Raw genomic sequence first — 15,823 nt, 5'->3', positions numbered from 1 at the left:
GCAGATAACCAACAGGTAGGCAGGAACAGGTATGCAGGATTTACTGTCGCAGGACGAAATCGATGCCCTCCTTCACGGAGTGGATGATGGCGACATCGATACCTACGAAGAGGCCGATGAAACCGGCGTAAAAACCTACGACCTCGCCAGTCAGGACCGGATCGTCCGTGGTCGTATGCCAACGCTCGAAATGATCAACGAGCGTTTTGCCCGTTACACCCGGATCAGTCTCTTCAACCTGATGCGCCGCAACGCCGATGTGTCCACCGGTGGTGTCCAGATCATGAAATTCGGTGAGTACATCCACACCCTGTACGTGCCGACCAGCCTTAACCTCTGCAAAATCCGACCGCTCCGGGGCACATCGTTGTTCGTTCTGGACGCCAAGCTGGTGTTCAAGCTGGTCGATAATTTCTTCGGGGGAGAGGGCCGACACGCCAAAATTGAGGGTCGGGAATTTACGCCCACTGAAACGCGTATCGTCCAGATGGTGCTCAACCAGGTTTTTGAGGACATGGCGGAGGCCTGGCACGCGGTGTTGAAGGTCGACTTCGATTACCTCAGCTCGGAAGTTAATCCGGCTATGGCCAATATTGTCAGCCCGAGCGAAGTGGTGGTGGTGAGCACGTTTCATATTGAGCTCGACGGCGGGGGTGGCGAACTTCATTTTGCGCTTCCGTACTCAATGATCGAGCCAATCAGAGACGTGCTTGATGCCGGGGTCCAGAGCGATATTGATGATGTGGATGAGCGCTGGGTCAATGCTCTGCAGGAAGACATCAAAGAAGTGAATGTGCCGGTCAACACCACTGTCTGTCGGCGCCGCATCTCTCTGCGTGAAATCGCAAAACTGAAAGAGGGCGATGTTATTCCGGTTGAAATTCCCGAGCATCTGACGGTAACCGCCAATGGTATTCCAATCTACAAGGCAACGCTGGGCACCCGCGACAACAAGCTGGCGTTGAGGATTCATGACCGGGCCACGCTGCCCAAGGTAAAGAAACAATTGAAGGTGGGACGCAATGGCTGACGACGACAAGAAAGACGACCAGGAACTCAGCGAAGATGAAAAGCTGGCAGCCGAGTGGGAAGCTGCGATGGAGGAATCCGGCGACAGCGAGGACTCTGCGGAAGATGAATGGGCGGCAGCCATGGCCGAAGCTGAAGGTAGTGGCGCCGAAGCCGGACACCAGGATGTGCGGGCTGCGCCCATGGAGGAGTTCGGCGCAGACCAGGGGGGTAGCGGGGGTGAATCTCCGGATATCGATGTCATTCTGGATATTCCGGTGACCATCTCAATGGAAGTCGGTAACACCCAGATACCGATACGGAACTTGCTGCAACTGAACCAGGGCTCTGTGATTGAGCTGGACCGGCTCGCGGGCGAGCCGCTGGATGTTCTGGTCAATGGCACCCTGATCGCCCATGGTGAGGTGGTTATGGTGAACGAAAAGTTCGGTATCCGTCTCACAGATGTGATCAGTCCGGGTGAGCGGATCAAACGGTTGCAGAAATAACATGGGAAAACTCACCGGCTGGTTGTTGCTTTGGGTTTCTCTGCCCTTGCTGGCCGAGGAATCGGCCAGTGCAAGCAATGGTGCTGCCGCAAGCCCCCGGGCGCCGGACACGCTGGCGACAGTCATGAGCCTGGGAGTGGGCCTGCTGGCGGTTGTGGCGGTTATTTATGGTTGTGCCTGGCTGATACGGCGAATGAGTGGCATGACGGGGATGAACAATAATGCCATCAAGGTGGTGTCGGTACTGGCAATTGGTGCGCGGGAGCGCATTGCACTGGTGGAAGTAGGCGGGCAGCAGATTCTGCTCGGAATTACACCCAATGCGATCCGGACCCTGCACGTGTTCGATGATCCCGTGGTGGCTGCCGGCAGTGCAGGTTCGGGTGATTTTGCCCGCAAGTTGCAATCCATGATCGGTAAAAACTGGTCAGCTCCGGAGAGGAAAGACTAACGTCATGGTTGTGGCTATGCTCAAGCGCTGTTTGCCCGGTCTCTTTTTGATCGCCGGCCTCTGTCTGCCGGCCCTTGCCCAGGCCGATTTGCCGGGCATCCCGGCCTTTACCGTTGAGCCCGGAGACAATGGCACCGAGGAATATTCGGTAACCCTGCAGATCCTTGCGCTGATGACGGCGCTGACGTTCCTGCCGGCCATGCTCATGATGATGACGTCGTTCACGCGCATTATCGTGGTTTTTGCCATTCTTCGGCAGGCTCTGGGCCTTCAGGCCACCCCGTCCAACCAGATTCTGCTCGGGCTGGCGCTGTTTCTCAGCATCTTCATTATGAAACCGGTGCTGGAAGAAGCCAATCGGGTGGGGCTTCAGCCCTACTTGCAGGAGGAGGTTACCTCGCTGGAAGCGGTGGAACTGGCCAGTCAGCCGTTCCGGGCGTTTATGCTGGAGCAAACCCGGGAAGACGACCTTGGCCTGTTCATGAGAATTGCCGACGTCCAATACGACACGCCGCAGGATGTCTCCTTCTGGGTACTGATGCCGGCGTTTGTCACCAGTGAGCTGAAAACGGCGTTCCAGATAGGGTTTATCCTGTTTATCCCGTTTCTCATTATCGACATGGTCGTGGCCAGTGTTCTGATGGCCATGGGTATGATGATGCTGTCACCGATCATCATTTCGCTGCCATTTAAAATCATGCTGTTTGTGCTGGTGGATGGCTGGGCCCTGATTATGGGTACCCTGGCGGCCAGTTACGGAATCTAGGGGGGTATCATGACTCCGGAAACGGTGATCGATATTTTAAGAGAGGCGCTCTGGCTGATTGTTCTGTTGTCCGCTGTGATTATCGGCCCCGGCCTGGTGATCGGGCTGGTGGTGAGTACCTTCCAGGCGGCTACCCAGATTAACGAGCAGACCCTGAGCTTTTTGCCACGCCTGCTGATTACCCTGATCGTCATTATTGCTGCGGGCCCCTGGATGCTGACCACCCTGCTGGACCACGCCAACGGGCTGATCTCCCGCATTCCGTATCTGATCGGCTGAGCCCATGCTGCCGGCTGAACTCAGCACAGACCTTATTGGCCAGTGGGTCGGGCAGCATATCTGGCCGTTGTTCCGGCTGGCCAGCTTTTTGATGGTAATACCGATATTCGGCACCCAGCTGGTACCCGCCAGGGTTCGGTTGGGGTTGGCGTTGCTGATGACGGTTCTGATTGCGCCGATGATTCCGGCGGTGCCGGCTGTAGAGGCCTTGAGCGCCGATGCTGTGGTTATTTCCCTGCAACAGATACTGATTGGCGTGGGTATGGGGTTTGCGCTGACGGCGCTGTGGCAGTTGTTCGTGATTGCCGGCCAGATGATCGCCATGCAGATGGGGCTCGGGTTCGCCTCCATGGTGGATCCGGCAAACGGCGTGAACGTGCCGGTGCTGGCCCAGATTTATACCATCACCATCACCCTGCTGTTTCTGGTCATGAATGGCCATCTGGTGGCCTTTGAGGTGTTTATCGAGAGTTTCTATACCTTGCCCATTGGGCTGGAGGGACTCGGGCAGGGCGGTGTCTGGGCACTGGCTCACCGTATCAGCTGGATGTTCGCCTCCGCCATGCTGCTGGCACTGCCGGCGGTTACCGCCGTTCTGATTGTGAATATTTCTTTTGGCGTAATGACCCGGGCCGCCCCGCAAATGAACATCTTTGCCCTGGGTTTTCCAATCGGTCTGATTTTCGGCTTGTTTGCCATCTGGGTACTGCACGCCAACTTTCTGCCACACTTCGATCAGTACACCCGGGAAACGTTCGATTTCATGCGCGCTTTGCAGGGGCAGCCCTGATTATGGCCGAAGAAAACGACAACAGTCAGGAAAAAACCGAAGAGCCGACCCCCCGACGCCTTGAAAAGGCCAAGGAGGATGGCCAGACCGCCCGTTCCAAAGAGCTGGCCACCATGGCGGTGCTCCTGGCTGGCGCCGGTGGCCTGCTGGTTTTTGGGGCCTCGCTGGGGGCGTCCCTTGAGGCCATCATGCGCGATTCCTTTTCGCTCGAGCGTTCCGCAATCTTTGACACCCGCCATATGAGCGTGCAGTTAATTGTTGCAGCCAAAGAGGCGGCCTGGGCGCTATCGCCGATTCTGGTGATGCTGCTGATTGCCGCGATTGTGGGCTCGATTGGTATTGGTGGGCTGCTGTTCAGCGGCAAGGCCATTGCCCCGAAGGCCAACCGGATGGACCCGATCAAAGGGCTTGGGCGGATGTTCTCCATGCGTTCGCTGATTGAACTGGTCAAAGCCATTGCCAAAGTCGGGTTGGTAATGGCTGTGGCCATCCTGATCCTGAATCTGCGCACCGAGGACCTGCTCGCCATTGCCGAAGAGCCCGCCGTACCGGCCATGAGGCACGTCCTGTGGACGCTGGGTTGGAGCTTCTTCGCATTATCCTGCGCCACCATTGCCATTGCGGCAATCGATGTGCCTTTCCAGATTTACGATCACCAGAAAAAATTGCGCATGACCAAGCAAGAGGTCAAAGACGAATACAAAGACACCGAGGGCAAGCCGGAAGTCAAAGGCAAGATTCGCCAGCTCCAGCGAGAAATGGCCCAGCGCCGGATGATGCAGGACGTTCCCAAAGCGGATGTGGTGATTACCAACCCCACTCACTACGCTGTGGCGTTGAAATACGACCAGGCCTCTATGGGTGCGCCGGTGGTGGTGGCCAAGGGTGCGGATGAAGTTGCGTTCAAGATTATGGAAATTGCCAGAGAGAGCAAGGTTGATGTGTTGCGGACGCCGCCACTGACTCGGGCGGTTTACCACAATACCGACATTGGCGACGAGATTCCGGATGGGTTGTATATGGCGATTGCGCAGGTGCTGGCTTATCTTTTCCAGCTGCGCCAGTTCCGCAAGGGCCGTGGGCCGAAACCCGGTATGCCGGACTTCCCGATACCTCCTGAAATGCGCCGGGATATCTGAAGACCTCTATTCCTGCAAACCGGAATAGAGGTCCACAACCTTGCCCAAGGCGTCAGTTGGTTTCTTGCTCGTGAATCCGCTTGCCCCAGGCTTCGCGCTCGCCGGGCAGGATCAGGTTCAGAATGATGGCCACGACCGCGCAAAGGGCGATGCCTTCCAACTGGCCCAGTGCCATGTTGCCGATACCGAACACCAGAGTGACGCCAACGATTACCAGATTACGGGATTGGGACAGATCCACCTGGTGGCGGATCAGGGTGTTCAGGCCAACCACAGCAATAGAGCCAAACAGCAGGCAGAGAATGCCGCCCATAACCGGTACCGGAATCGTTTGCAGCACGGCGCCGAACTTCCCGACAAAGGCCAGCACAATGGCAACGACTGCGGCCCACCACATTACTTTCGGGTTAAAGTTTTTGGTGAGCATGACCGCACCGGTCACTTCTGAATACGTGGTATTGGGCGGGCCCCCCAGCAGAGACGCCGCGCTGGTGGCCAGACCATCACCAAGCAAGGTGCGGTGCAGCCCGGGTTTCTCAAGATAGTTTTTGCGGGTGACATTGCCGATGGCCAGTATGTCGCCGATGTGCTCAATGGCGGGGGCAATGGCAACCGGAATCATGAACAGGATGGCGCCCCAGCTGAAAGCCGGTGCCACAAAGTTGGGTACGGCCAGCCACTCGGCCTGCTGTATCGGCGTGGTGTCTACAATGCCCATGATGGCAGAGAGAATGTAGCCAACGATGACGCCGAACATGATCGGGACCAGCCGGAAAATACCCCTGGCCCAGACCGACATGATAATGGTCACTGCCAATGAGATCATCGCGATCCAGATCGCGGTGTTGTAGGGCACCAGCTGGGTCTGGCCGTCTCCGGTTTTGCCGGTGGCCATGAACACCGCAACGGGAGCCAGCCCCAGCCCGATGGTCATGATCACCGGAGCAATAACGACGGGGGGCAACAGGCGGGTGATAAAGCCGGTGCCTCGCAGACGAATGGCACCGGAGAGCAGAATATAAAGAATGCCGGCTGCCATCAGGCCGCCCAGCGTCTCTTCCAGCCCAAAGCGGCCTTTGGATGCCAGGACCGGTGCGATGAAGGCAAACGATGACGCCAGGAAGATCGGAATCTGGCCGCCGGTGACGATATGGAAAATCAGGGTGCCGATACCGGCGGTGAACAGTGCCACGTTCGGGTCCAGCCCGGTAATCAACGGCATCAGCACCAGCGCGCCAAAGGCAACCAGCAGCATCTGGGAACCTGCAATAGCCTGCTTCCAGACCGGCTCGTTTGTATGTTCCTGCATACTCAGACGTCCTTCTGCTTGGTGCCGAAGATTTTGTCGCCGGCATCACCGAGACCCGGCAGGATGTAGCCTTTATCATTCAGGCAATCGTCTACTGACGCGGTGTAGATAGACACATCCGGGTGCTTTTCCAGAACCTTTTCGATGCCTTCCGGGGCCGCGACCAGAACCAGGGCGCGGATTTCAGTGCTTCCTGCTTTTTTCAGCAGATCGATGGTCGAAATCATCGAGCCACCGGTCGCGAGCATGGGGTCGATGATCAGTGCCATGCGCTGATCCAGTTCGCCCACCAGTTTTTCCAGATAGGTCTCGGCTTCCAGTGTGTCCTCATTACGGATCTGGCCAACCACGCTTACGCGGGCAACCGGAATCAGGCTCAGGACGCCGTCCAGCATACCCAGGCCTGCTCTGAGGATGGGGACGATGGTTATCTTTTTGCCGTGAATCTGCTCCACCGGAACCGGGCCGGCCCAGCCTTCGATGGTCTTTTCCTGAAGGTTGAAATCTTTGGTGGCCTCGTAGGTCAGCAACGCCCCGACTTCCTGTGCCAGCTCCCGAAAGTTCTTCGTGCTGATGTCGGCGCGGCGCATGAGGCCTAGCTTGTGGCGGATCAAGGGGTGCTTCACTTCGTGGATTGGCATGGGGTCACCTGCGTGTTCGGGGTTCTGGCTGGATTGTCGTATTGCAAATGGCGCAAGGATACCGTATCTGGGCCGCTGCGTCAGGCGTTGAACACGCCTGGAGCATCAAATTGTGACAGGGCTGGTACGGTTCTTGCGACTGCCTCCGAAAAGCAACGCGCGGTGTCAGATTTTCGTCCCTGAAATTACCCGCTAGCCCAGATACGTGGAGACAAATCCGGAATGGACAGAGCGCTCGTCCTTAACAACGTCAAATCCCTGACGCGGGGCAATCTCGGTGTGCCCCTGATGTTGATGGGGCTGCTCGGCATGATGATTTTGCCCATGCCGGCGTTTCTGCTGGACGTGTTCTTCACCTTCAACATTACCCTGTCTATCGTCATCCTGCTGGTTTGTGTTTATGCCCTGCGGCCCATGGAGTTTGCCGCTTTTCCAACCGTGTTGCTGGTAGCAACGCTGTTGCGCCTGGGCCTGAATGTCGCCTCCACCCGGATTGTGTTGCTGAATGGCCATGAGGGTGGGGATGCTGCCGGTAAGGTGATCGAATCCTTCGGGGCCGTATTGATTGGCGGAAACTATGCGGTCGGCCTGGTGGTGTTTGCGATTCTGATGATTATTAACTTCCTGGTGGTCACCAAAGGTGCCGGCCGGGTTTCTGAAGTCAGCGCACGCTTTACGCTTGACGCCATGCCCGGTAAACAGATGGCCATCGATGCGGATTTGAACGCCGGCCTGATCAATCAGGAGGATGCCAAGGCCCGGCGCTCGGAAATCGCCCAGGAGGCAGACTTCTACGGCTCTATGGACGGTGCCTCAAAGTTTGTGAAAGGCGATGCCGTTGCGGGTTTGCTGATTCTGGCGATCAATATTGTGGGTGGCGTTGCCATCGGTATGTTGCAGCACGGGCTGGATTTTGGCTTGGCGATGGAACGTTATGCCTTGCTCACCATCGGTGACGGCTTGGTGGCGCAGATTCCGTCGCTGCTGCTTTCCACCTCGGCGGCGATCATGGTTACGCGGGTGACATCCAGCCAGGACATGGGCGGGCAGATTATCCAGCAAATGTTCAGTGCACCCAAGGCGCTGGGGATCGCAGCCGGTATTCTGATACTTCTGGGCCTGATTCCCGGTATGCCCCACGTTGCATTTCTCGGTCTTGGCGCGATGGCGGCGGTTGCCGCCTGGTTTATCTGGCAGAAGCGACAGCAAACCATTGAAGAGGAGGGTGGTTTTGTCGGTCACGGAGGTATGTCCGGTGGTGCTGCCCGGCAGGGTGTTGAAATCTCGCCGGACAGACAGGGCGGCGAGGGGCAGGCCTTGCCGGCGCCAGGTGAGACCCGGGAACTGGGCTGGGATGATGTTGCAACGGTCGATATCGTCGGGCTGGAAGTGGGTTATCGGTTGATTCCGCTGGTGGATAAATCCCAGGGGGGGCAGCTGCTGAGTCGGATAAAAGGGGTGCGCAAGAAGCTGTCTCAGGATCTCGGCTTTCTGATGCCCTCGGTACATATTCGTGACAACCTGGACCTGATGCCAAACGTTTACCGGATCACGTTGATGGGCGTAACCATTGCGGAGGCCGAGATTCATCCCGAGCGGGAATTGGCGATCGATCCAGGGCAGGTGTTTGGCAAAGTCGAAGGTATAGCCGGTAAAGATCCGGCCTTCGGTCTGGACGCGATCTGGATTGAGTCCGACAAGAAGGACCAGGCCCAGACGCTTGGCTACACCGTCGTCGATGCCAGCACCGTTGTGGCCACCCATCTGAACCAGATCCTGCAGAAACACGCCCATGAGCTGATTGGCCATGAAGAGGCCCAGAAATGGCTGGATCAGCTGGAGAAGATCTCGCCCAAGCTGGCCGAGGAGCTGGTGCCGACCACTATTTCTATCAGCATTCTGCTGAAGGTTTTGCAGAACCTTTTGAAAGAGGAAGTGCCGGTTCGGGATATGCGCTCGATTGCCGAGGCTATTGTGAACGTGCATCCCCGTACCCAGGACCCGAAACTGCTGACCACCGTGGCTCGCCAGGCTTTGCGGAGGATGATTGTTCAGAGTATCTGCGGAAACGATGCCGAAATCCCTGTGATTACCCTCGACCCAGACTTGGAACAGTTATTGCTGAAGTCTGTTCAACAGAGTCAACAATCCGGCGGTCAGGATGACATCGGTCTGGTACTCGAGCCCAATATGGTGGAAAAGTTGCAGCGCTCCTTACAAGACAGCGTGCAGCGCCAGGAGATGCTCGGCAAGCCAGCCATCCTGCTGGTTTCCGGGCCCTTGCGGCCAGTGCTGGCGAAGTTTGCCAGCTATGGAGTAGAGCGCTTGCACGTGCTCTCGTACCAGGAAATCCCGGATAACAAACAGATCACGATAGTCGCCTCGGTCGGTCAATAAGCCGGCGGAGTATCACGGGAAACCAACGGGTTTGCCGGCGGGAGGATGAAATAGCATGAAAGTAAAACGGTTTTTTGCACAATCCATGGCAGAGGCTCTCAAGCAGGTAAGTCATGAAATGGGGCCGGATGCCGTTATTCTGTCTAATCGCCGGGTAGATGGCGGTGTCGAAATCGTGACAGCGCTCGACTACGACGAAAACATGGCGCGCCAGCGTTTGGGCGATAAAGCCGTAGACGCGACTAACGGTTCACGCCTGGCGGAAATGCAAGCCGACCAGCATCGCCAGTTGGAGGCCGAGCTCAACCGTTCCAGGAGTCGCATTCGCGAGGTCCGGGAAAAGCGGGCGGGCGGCGGTACTCCGCAGGCCGACGCCGTTGACGCTGCCGACTTTTCGTCGCTGCTCTCTGATGCGAAGGCGGAAAGCCAGGCCGATGCCGGTGCCGGCGGTTACGCTGACGAGTTAGCGAGTATGCGTGCGGAAATCAGTTCGCTGCGCGACCTGGTGAGTGGCCGCACTGCCCCTGCCCAACCGTCGGAGCCAGGGTGTAATCCGGTTCAGCAGCGGTTGGCCGAGCGGTTGCAGGAGTTTGGTCTGGGGGCAGACCTGTCTGGTTCGCTTGCCCGCAGGCATCGCACGGGGCGGTTGGAGGATGGCTGGAAGCAGTCACTGAAAATGCTTGCCACCGGTGTGCGCACTGGCCGGGAGGACTGGTTGGAGGCTGGCGGCATCTATGCTTTGGTCGGGCCCACCGGTTCCGGAAAAACCACGACCATTGGCAAATTGGCGGCTCGTTACGTCCTCGAACATGGGGCTGATTCCCTGGCGTTGGTAACCACCGATCGTTATCGGGTTGCCGCCCATGAACAGTTGTTCGTGTTCGGCCGTATTCTGAATGTGCCGGTCCGTGTGGTTGATGAAAGCCATACGCTCGACGATATCCTGGGAGAGCTTTCCGATCGCCATCTGGTGCTCATCGATACTGCCGGCCTGACCAGTGCCGACCGGGGGTATCAGGAACAGTTGGCAGATCTCGCCCGCTGCGACCACAATATCCGTACGCATCTGGTGGTCTCGGCGACCAGTCAGCCACGCATCATGAAATCCGTCTGGCATTGCTATAAGATGGCGGATCTTGCAGGCTGCATCATCACCAAGATCGATGAGGCGCTAACACTGGGCGAGGCGTTGGGTTTCGTTATGGAAACCAGTTTGGCGGTAGCCTGGTATACAGACGGCCAGAAAATACCCGAGGATCTTCACCGTGCGTCAGCGGTTCCGCTGGTTCGCCTGGGTGTCGAACGGCTCAGGACGGTACAGGGTGCCGAGGCCATTGCAGAAGGCGCCTGAGTTATGCTGGCAACCGACACAACATCGGCCTCGTGCCCGACCAAGAACGTAGTGAGAGACTGATAACAGTATGAGCAGACCACATCCGGTTCAGGTGATTGCGGTTTCCGGCGGCAAAGGCGGTGTCGGTAAGAGCAACGTTTCGGTCAACCTCGGTATCGCCCTTGCTCAGAAGGGGCGGCGGGTGGTCTTGCTGGATGCGGACCTGGGCCTTGCCAATATCGATGTTTTGCTCGGCATCACCGCCAATCGCAATCTCCAGGATGTCCTGAACGGCGACTGCGACCTCAAGGAAGTGCTGGTAAATGGTCCTGGTGGCATCAAAATCGTGCCCGCATCGTCCGGAACCCAGCGCATGACCCAGCTCAGTGCCATGGAGCACGCGGGGCTGATCAACGCGTTCAGCGAACTGGGAGACCAGATCGACGTCCTGATCGTAGATACCGCGGCCGGCATTTCGGAGTCGGTGGTCAGTTTTCTCAGGGCCTCCCAGGAGCTTCTGCTGGTGGTCTGTGATGAGCCCACATCAATTACCGATGCCTACGCTCTGATCAAGCTGATGAACCGGGACTATGGCACCAACCGTTTCCGCATCCTGGCAAACCAGGTCCGTAACGAGCAGGAAGGGCGTCATCTCTTTGAAAAACTGACCCGGGTCACCGAGCGTTTTCTGGATGTGGCACTACAATACGTGGGTATCGTGCCTTACGACGAGGCCGTCAAGAAAGCGGTTCAAAGGCAGAAAGCCGTGCTGGATGCCTACCCGCGGGCGAAAGCTTCCATCGCCCTCCGGGCGTTGGCTGAAAAGGTGGACAGCTGGCCGTTACCGTCGTCCCCCCGTGGCCACCTGGAGTTTTTCGTGGAACGGCTCGTCGAAGTCTGATCTGAATCCAGTCCTACAAGAAAACCGGATACATGACATTGGCGAAAAATCTGGGAATTTACCATCACGCTGGTGCTGCCAATCCTTCTGATCTGATTGAAGAGCATGCGCCACTGGTCAAGAAAATCGCCCTTCATCTGATGGCCAGGCTGCCTGCGTCTGTCCAGCTGGAAGACCTCATGCAAGCCGGCATGATCGGGTTGCTGGAGGCGGCACAGCGATACACCTCGGGCAAGGGCGCAACCTTTGAAACCTATGCCGGTATCCGTATACGTGGCGCCATGGTGGATGAAATCCGCAAAGGCGACTGGGTGCCCCGTTCCGTGCACCGTAATTCCCGGCGTATTGCCAGCGCTATCAAGGCCGTAGAAGACCGTACCGGGCGCGAGGCCCAGGACGCCGAGGTAGCCGAGGAGCTGGGTACCGGCCTCGACGAATACTACGCGTCCCTGGCGGACGCCAACAGTGGCCGACTTTTTAGCCTCGATGAGCTCAATGAATCCGGTGAGCTGCCGATAGAAGAAGCGGAGAGCAGTGATAATCCCCTCGACGGGATTGCGTCCGGTGCGTTTCAGCGGAGTCTTGCGGAAGCCATTGAGCAACTGCCTGAGCGGGAAAAGCTTGTATTGAGCCTTTATTATCAGGAAGAGCTGAACCTGAAGGAAATCGGGGCGGTGCTGGGGGTCAGCGAGAGCCGGGTGAGTCAGATTCATAGCCAGGCAGCACTGCGCCTGCGCGGTCGGCTATCCGATTGGCAGGATGATGGCAAAGCCTGACGGACAAAGCGCAGTGTTCCTGTTCGCTGTGTAGCTTTTGGTAACCGGTGCTTTACAACGTGCGCAAACGCCACACAATAAGCGGTTAAGGTAGCAGCCTGCTAGACTTTCAAAAGGCTGAATGAATTCCGGGTGTTACTGACTGGAGGTCCCATTGGACAAAAATATGAAAATCCTCATCGTGGATGATTTTTCCACGATGCGACGAATCATCAAGAACCTGCTTCGAGATCTTGGCTTCACTAACACGGATGAAGCTGACGATGGCAACACGGCGTTACCCATGCTCAAAAGTGGAAAGTACGACTTCCTGGTGACGGACTGGAATATGCCCGGTATGTCGGGTTTTGACTTGCTCAAAGCGGTCAGGGCTGATGAAAATCTGAAGAGCCTGCCAGTCCTCATGGTGACAGCGGAAGCCAAGCGGGACCAGATTGTCGCCGCGGCCCAGGCCGGGGTGAACGGTTATGTGGTCAAGCCCTTCACGGCAGCCGTACTCAAGGAAAAGATCGAGAAAATCTTCGAACGAATCCAGTAACCAGAGGTCGGATGGCTCGTCATGAGTGATAGCAAACAGAACCATCAGAGCCTTGATCCTGAGGTGGCTGAGAAGCTGCAGAAGCAGGCTGCCGACCTGGTCGAGAACGTTAACGCCGGGAATTATGCTGAGGCGATGACTCTGATCAATGAACTCGGTGAGGTTCGGGATCAAAGTCTGTACCGGGAAGTGGGGCGACTGACTCGCAGCCTCCATGAGGCAATCCGGAATTTTCAGATAGACCCGCGCAATGCCGAGCAGAAAGAGGCATTGTCGAAAATGAGCGATGCCTCGGATCGCCTGGCCTACGTCGTACAGATGACCGGGCAGGCGGCGAACCGGACCATGGATCTGGTGGAGGAAAGTATGCCAGTGGCCCATGCCATGCGGGACGAGGCTGTGGTCCTGCGGGATGAATGGCAGAGGCTGCGCCGACGCGAGATGGAACCGGCAGAGTTCCGGGAGTTGTACGGCCGTATCGATAAATTCTTCGTCAGTCTGAGCTCGGATTCTGACAACCTTTACCAGAATTTGTCAGAAATTCTGCTTGCCCAGGATTTTCAGGATCTTACCGGACAGGTTATCCAGAAAGTCACCGCTCTGGTGAAGGAAGTGGAAGACAACCTTCTCAGTCTGGTTGTGATGGCCAGTCACGTGGATCAGTTGACCGGCACGGTTCACCAGATTGAAGAAAACGAAGAATCGGCCGAGAAAGGGGTGGGCCCCCAGATCAAGGCTGAAGAACGGGAAGATGTAGTTTCGGGGCAGGACGACGTAGACGATCTGCTGTCCAGTCTCGGATTCTGATAATAAAGAGGGTGACGCATGGCGTTAGATGCTGATGAAGAGATCCTGCAGGACTTCCTGGTTGAAGCCGGCGAGATACTCGAAAAGTTGTCGGAGCAGCTGGTGGACCTGGAGCAGCATCCTGACGACAGCGATCTGCTGAACGCCATTTTCCGTGGCTTCCATACCGTCAAGGGCGGCGCTGGTTTTCTGCAACTGGAGGCGCTGGTTAATTGCTGCCACTCTGCGGAGAACGTGTTCGATATCCTCCGTAATCACAAGCGTACGGTCACCTCGGATCTCATGGATGTGGTTTTGGAAGCGCTGGACCACGTGAATGCCATGTTCGAGGAAGTTCGCAACCGCGAGGAGCCAACGCCTGCCCCGGATGAACTGATCGCAGCCCTCAACGACCTGGCCAAACCTGAGGCAGACGATGCCCCGGAGGCCGATGCCTCACCGGAAAAAGCCTCTGAAGCCGAGCCTGAAAGCACTGCTGCCGCTGACCAGGGCGATATCACCGACGAGGAATTCGAGCAGTTGCTGGATGCATTGGCAGACGAGAAATCCGACGGCCAGACACCCGCAGCAAGTGAATCCGCCAGCACTCCAGCGGATACCGGCAGCCAGTCCGATAGTGACGAAATCACTGATGATGAATTTGAGGCGCTGCTCGATCAGCTCCACGGCAAAGGTCAGTTCTCGGCTGCTCCAGTGGAAGAGGAATCGACGCCGGCCGCAGAGTCGCCGGGCAGCGCTTCCGAAGCTGCCTCCGGGAATGCGGATCTGATTTCCGACGACGAGTTCGAAAACCTGCTGGACGAACTCCACGGCAAAGGTGCTGGCCCGAGTGCTACCCCGGCCGGGCATCAGCCGGAACACCCGGCTGTTGCTGCCAAAGCCGAGCCCAAATCCAGGCCCGAGCCAAAGAAAGCCGATCCTGCTGCCGATAAAAAAGCGGCCGCCAAATCTGCCCCGGCGCCCGCGCCCGCCCGGGAGGCTGCGCCTGCCGGAGAAACGACGGTACGCGTGGATACCAAGCGGCTTGACGACATCATGAATATGGTCGGTGAGCTGGTGCTGGTGCGTAACCGTTTGCAGCGCCTGGGGTCCGAAAGCGAAGACGAACATATGCACAAAGCGGTTGCCAATCTCGATGTGGTGACCACCGATTTGCAGTCGGCTGTGATGCAAACGCGGATGCAGCCGATCAAGAAAGTATTTGGCCGCTTCCCCCGGGTTGTCCGCGACCTTGCCCGCAGCATGAAGAAAGAAGTTAATCTGGTCATGCACGGCGAAGAAACGGATCTGGACAAAAACCTCGTTGAGGCCCTGGCTGATCCGCTCGTGCATCTGGTCCGAAACTCCGTTGACCATGGTGTGGAAGCGCCGGATGTCCGTGAGGCCGCAGGCAAGCCGCGAGCCGGAACAGTGACCCTCTCGGCAGAGCAGGAGGGGGACCACATTTTGCTGTCGATCGTAGACGATGGCGCTGGAATGGACCCCAACGTCCTGCGTCAAAAGGCCGTGGATAAGGGGCTGTTTGACCAGGATGCCGCAGACCGACTGACCGACAACGAATGTTTTAACCTGATTTTTGCCGCCGGCTTTTCGACGAAAGAACAGATTTCAGACGTTTCCGGCCGGGGTGTCGGCATGGATGTGGTGAAAACCAAGATCGGCCAGTTAAATGGCCAGATCAATATCATGTCTGACAAGGGCAAGGGCACCAGCATCATCATCAAAGTGCCGCTGACCCTGGCGATCATGCCGACGCTGATGATCATGCTGGGCGATCAGTCGTTTGCATTGCCACTGGTGAACGTGGTCGAAATTTTCCATCTGGACCTGACCAAAACCAACATTGTTGATGGCAAAGAATGCATCGTTGTGCGTGAGAAAGTCTTCCCGCTGTTCCACATCAAGCGCTGGCTGGTTCACGGGGCGGCAGGCCAGGCCGAACCGGAGAATGCGCACGTGGTGATTGTCGCCATGGGGACGAAACAGGTTGGCTTTGTGGTGGACCAGTTGATTGGCCAAGAAGAGGTGGTCATCAAGCCGCTGGGTCGGGCGCTTCAGGGGACGCCAGGTATGGCTGGCGCAACCATCACCGGCGATGGTCGTATCGCGTTGATTATTGATGTGCCGAGCCTCCTTCAGCATTACGGCTGAACAGGAATTTCCGGGATTGTGTAGGAGA

The 15,823-nt window shown here is 57.2% G+C and carries 16 protein-coding genes; 14 read left to right on the top strand and 2 right to left on the bottom strand.

Annotated features, from left to right (window positions below):
* Positions 1 to 31: 31 nt before the first annotated feature.
* The 7 genes from fliM to flhB are packed head-to-tail and all read left to right on the top strand — an operon-like array spanning position 32 to position 4,942.
* A complete protein-coding gene (fliM, locus tag ACP2AU_RS02875; protein WP_426374294.1) occupies positions 32 to 1,030 on the top strand; it encodes a flagellar motor switch protein FliM in 999 nt (332 codons plus the stop codon).
* The gene (gene fliN / locus ACP2AU_RS02870; RefSeq protein ID WP_426374292.1) at positions 1,023 to 1,517 is read left to right on the top strand and encodes a flagellar motor switch protein FliN; all 495 of its coding nucleotides are present in this window, start codon (positions 1,023 to 1,025) and stop codon (positions 1,515 to 1,517) included. Before fliM ends, fliN begins: the two co-directional genes overlap by 8 nt.
* 1 nt (position 1,518) lies before the next feature.
* Positions 1,519 to 1,968, top strand: coding sequence for a flagellar biosynthetic protein FliO (gene fliO / locus ACP2AU_RS02865; protein ID WP_426374290.1), 450 nt, complete (start codon positions 1,519 to 1,521; stop codon positions 1,966 to 1,968).
* Between the two features lie 4 nt (positions 1,969 to 1,972).
* On the top strand, positions 1,973 to 2,734 hold the full coding sequence (gene fliP / locus ACP2AU_RS02860; protein ID WP_426374288.1) for a flagellar type III secretion system pore protein FliP: 762 nt from the start codon (positions 1,973 to 1,975) through the stop codon (positions 2,732 to 2,734).
* A 9-nt stretch (positions 2,735 to 2,743) separates the two neighbouring features.
* Complete coding sequence (gene fliQ, locus ACP2AU_RS02855; RefSeq protein WP_011785457.1) at positions 2,744 to 3,013, top strand: flagellar biosynthesis protein FliQ; 270 nt, start codon at positions 2,744 to 2,746, stop codon at positions 3,011 to 3,013.
* Between the two features lie 4 nt (positions 3,014 to 3,017).
* A complete protein-coding gene (fliR, locus tag ACP2AU_RS02850) occupies positions 3,018 to 3,803 on the top strand; it encodes a flagellar biosynthetic protein FliR (protein WP_426374285.1) in 786 nt (261 codons plus the stop codon).
* 2 nt (positions 3,804 to 3,805) lie between these two features.
* A complete protein-coding gene (gene flhB / locus ACP2AU_RS02845; protein WP_426374283.1) occupies positions 3,806 to 4,942 on the top strand; it encodes a flagellar biosynthesis protein FlhB in 1,137 nt (378 codons plus the stop codon).
* A 52-nt stretch (positions 4,943 to 4,994) separates the two neighbouring features.
* On the opposite strand, the gene ACP2AU_RS02840 is transcribed toward flhB, so the two are convergent.
* Positions 4,995 to 6,251 carry a uracil-xanthine permease family protein gene (locus ACP2AU_RS02840; protein ID WP_426374281.1) on the bottom strand — a complete coding sequence of 419 codons (1,257 nt, stop codon included), beginning with the start codon at positions 6,249 to 6,251 and terminating at the stop codon, positions 4,995 to 4,997.
* A gap of 2 nt (positions 6,252 to 6,253) precedes the next feature.
* The gene (upp, locus tag ACP2AU_RS02835; RefSeq protein WP_426374280.1) at positions 6,254 to 6,892 is read right to left on the bottom strand and encodes a uracil phosphoribosyltransferase; all 639 of its coding nucleotides are present in this window, start codon (positions 6,890 to 6,892) and stop codon (positions 6,254 to 6,256) included.
* Positions 6,893 to 7,114: 222 nt separating this feature from the next.
* On the opposite strand from upp, the gene flhA reads away from it, so the two are divergent.
* The 7 genes from flhA to ACP2AU_RS02800 all read left to right on the top strand — a co-directional run bounded on the left by flhA (position 7,115) and on the right by ACP2AU_RS02800 (position 15,795).
* On the top strand, positions 7,115 to 9,289 hold the full coding sequence (flhA, locus tag ACP2AU_RS02830) for a flagellar biosynthesis protein FlhA (protein WP_426374278.1): 2,175 nt from the start codon (positions 7,115 to 7,117) through the stop codon (positions 9,287 to 9,289).
* A 55-nt stretch (positions 9,290 to 9,344) separates the two neighbouring features.
* Positions 9,345 to 10,640, top strand: a complete 1,296-nt coding sequence (gene flhF / locus ACP2AU_RS02825) for a flagellar biosynthesis protein FlhF (protein WP_426374276.1) — start codon at positions 9,345 to 9,347, stop codon at positions 10,638 to 10,640.
* A 70-nt stretch (positions 10,641 to 10,710) separates the two neighbouring features.
* Complete coding sequence (locus ACP2AU_RS02820; protein WP_426374274.1) at positions 10,711 to 11,523, top strand: MinD/ParA family protein; 813 nt, start codon at positions 10,711 to 10,713, stop codon at positions 11,521 to 11,523.
* A 32-nt stretch (positions 11,524 to 11,555) separates the two neighbouring features.
* Positions 11,556 to 12,299, top strand: coding sequence for an RNA polymerase sigma factor FliA (locus tag ACP2AU_RS02815; RefSeq protein WP_426374272.1), 744 nt, complete (start codon positions 11,556 to 11,558; stop codon positions 12,297 to 12,299).
* A 154-nt stretch (positions 12,300 to 12,453) separates the two neighbouring features.
* Positions 12,454 to 12,837, top strand: a complete 384-nt coding sequence (cheY, locus tag ACP2AU_RS02810; RefSeq protein ID WP_426374270.1) for a chemotaxis response regulator CheY — start codon at positions 12,454 to 12,456, stop codon at positions 12,835 to 12,837.
* A 21-nt stretch (positions 12,838 to 12,858) separates the two neighbouring features.
* Complete coding sequence (locus tag ACP2AU_RS02805) at positions 12,859 to 13,644, top strand: protein phosphatase CheZ (protein WP_426374268.1); 786 nt, start codon at positions 12,859 to 12,861, stop codon at positions 13,642 to 13,644.
* 18 nt (positions 13,645 to 13,662) lie between these two features.
* Positions 13,663 to 15,795: a chemotaxis protein CheW gene (locus ACP2AU_RS02800; protein ID WP_426374266.1), complete on the top strand. Its 2,133-nt coding sequence runs from the start codon at positions 13,663 to 13,665 to the stop codon at positions 15,793 to 15,795.
* The last annotated feature ends 28 nt before the right edge of the window (positions 15,796 to 15,823 follow it).

The sequence above is a fragment of the Marinobacter sp. VGCF2001 genome (assembly GCF_049943275.1).
In the GTDB taxonomy this organism is placed as follows: domain Bacteria; phylum Pseudomonadota; class Gammaproteobacteria; order Pseudomonadales; family Oleiphilaceae; genus Marinobacter.
The sequence above is the reverse complement of the archived record's forward strand: the minus strand, read 5'-3'. Positions and strand labels throughout refer to the sequence as shown.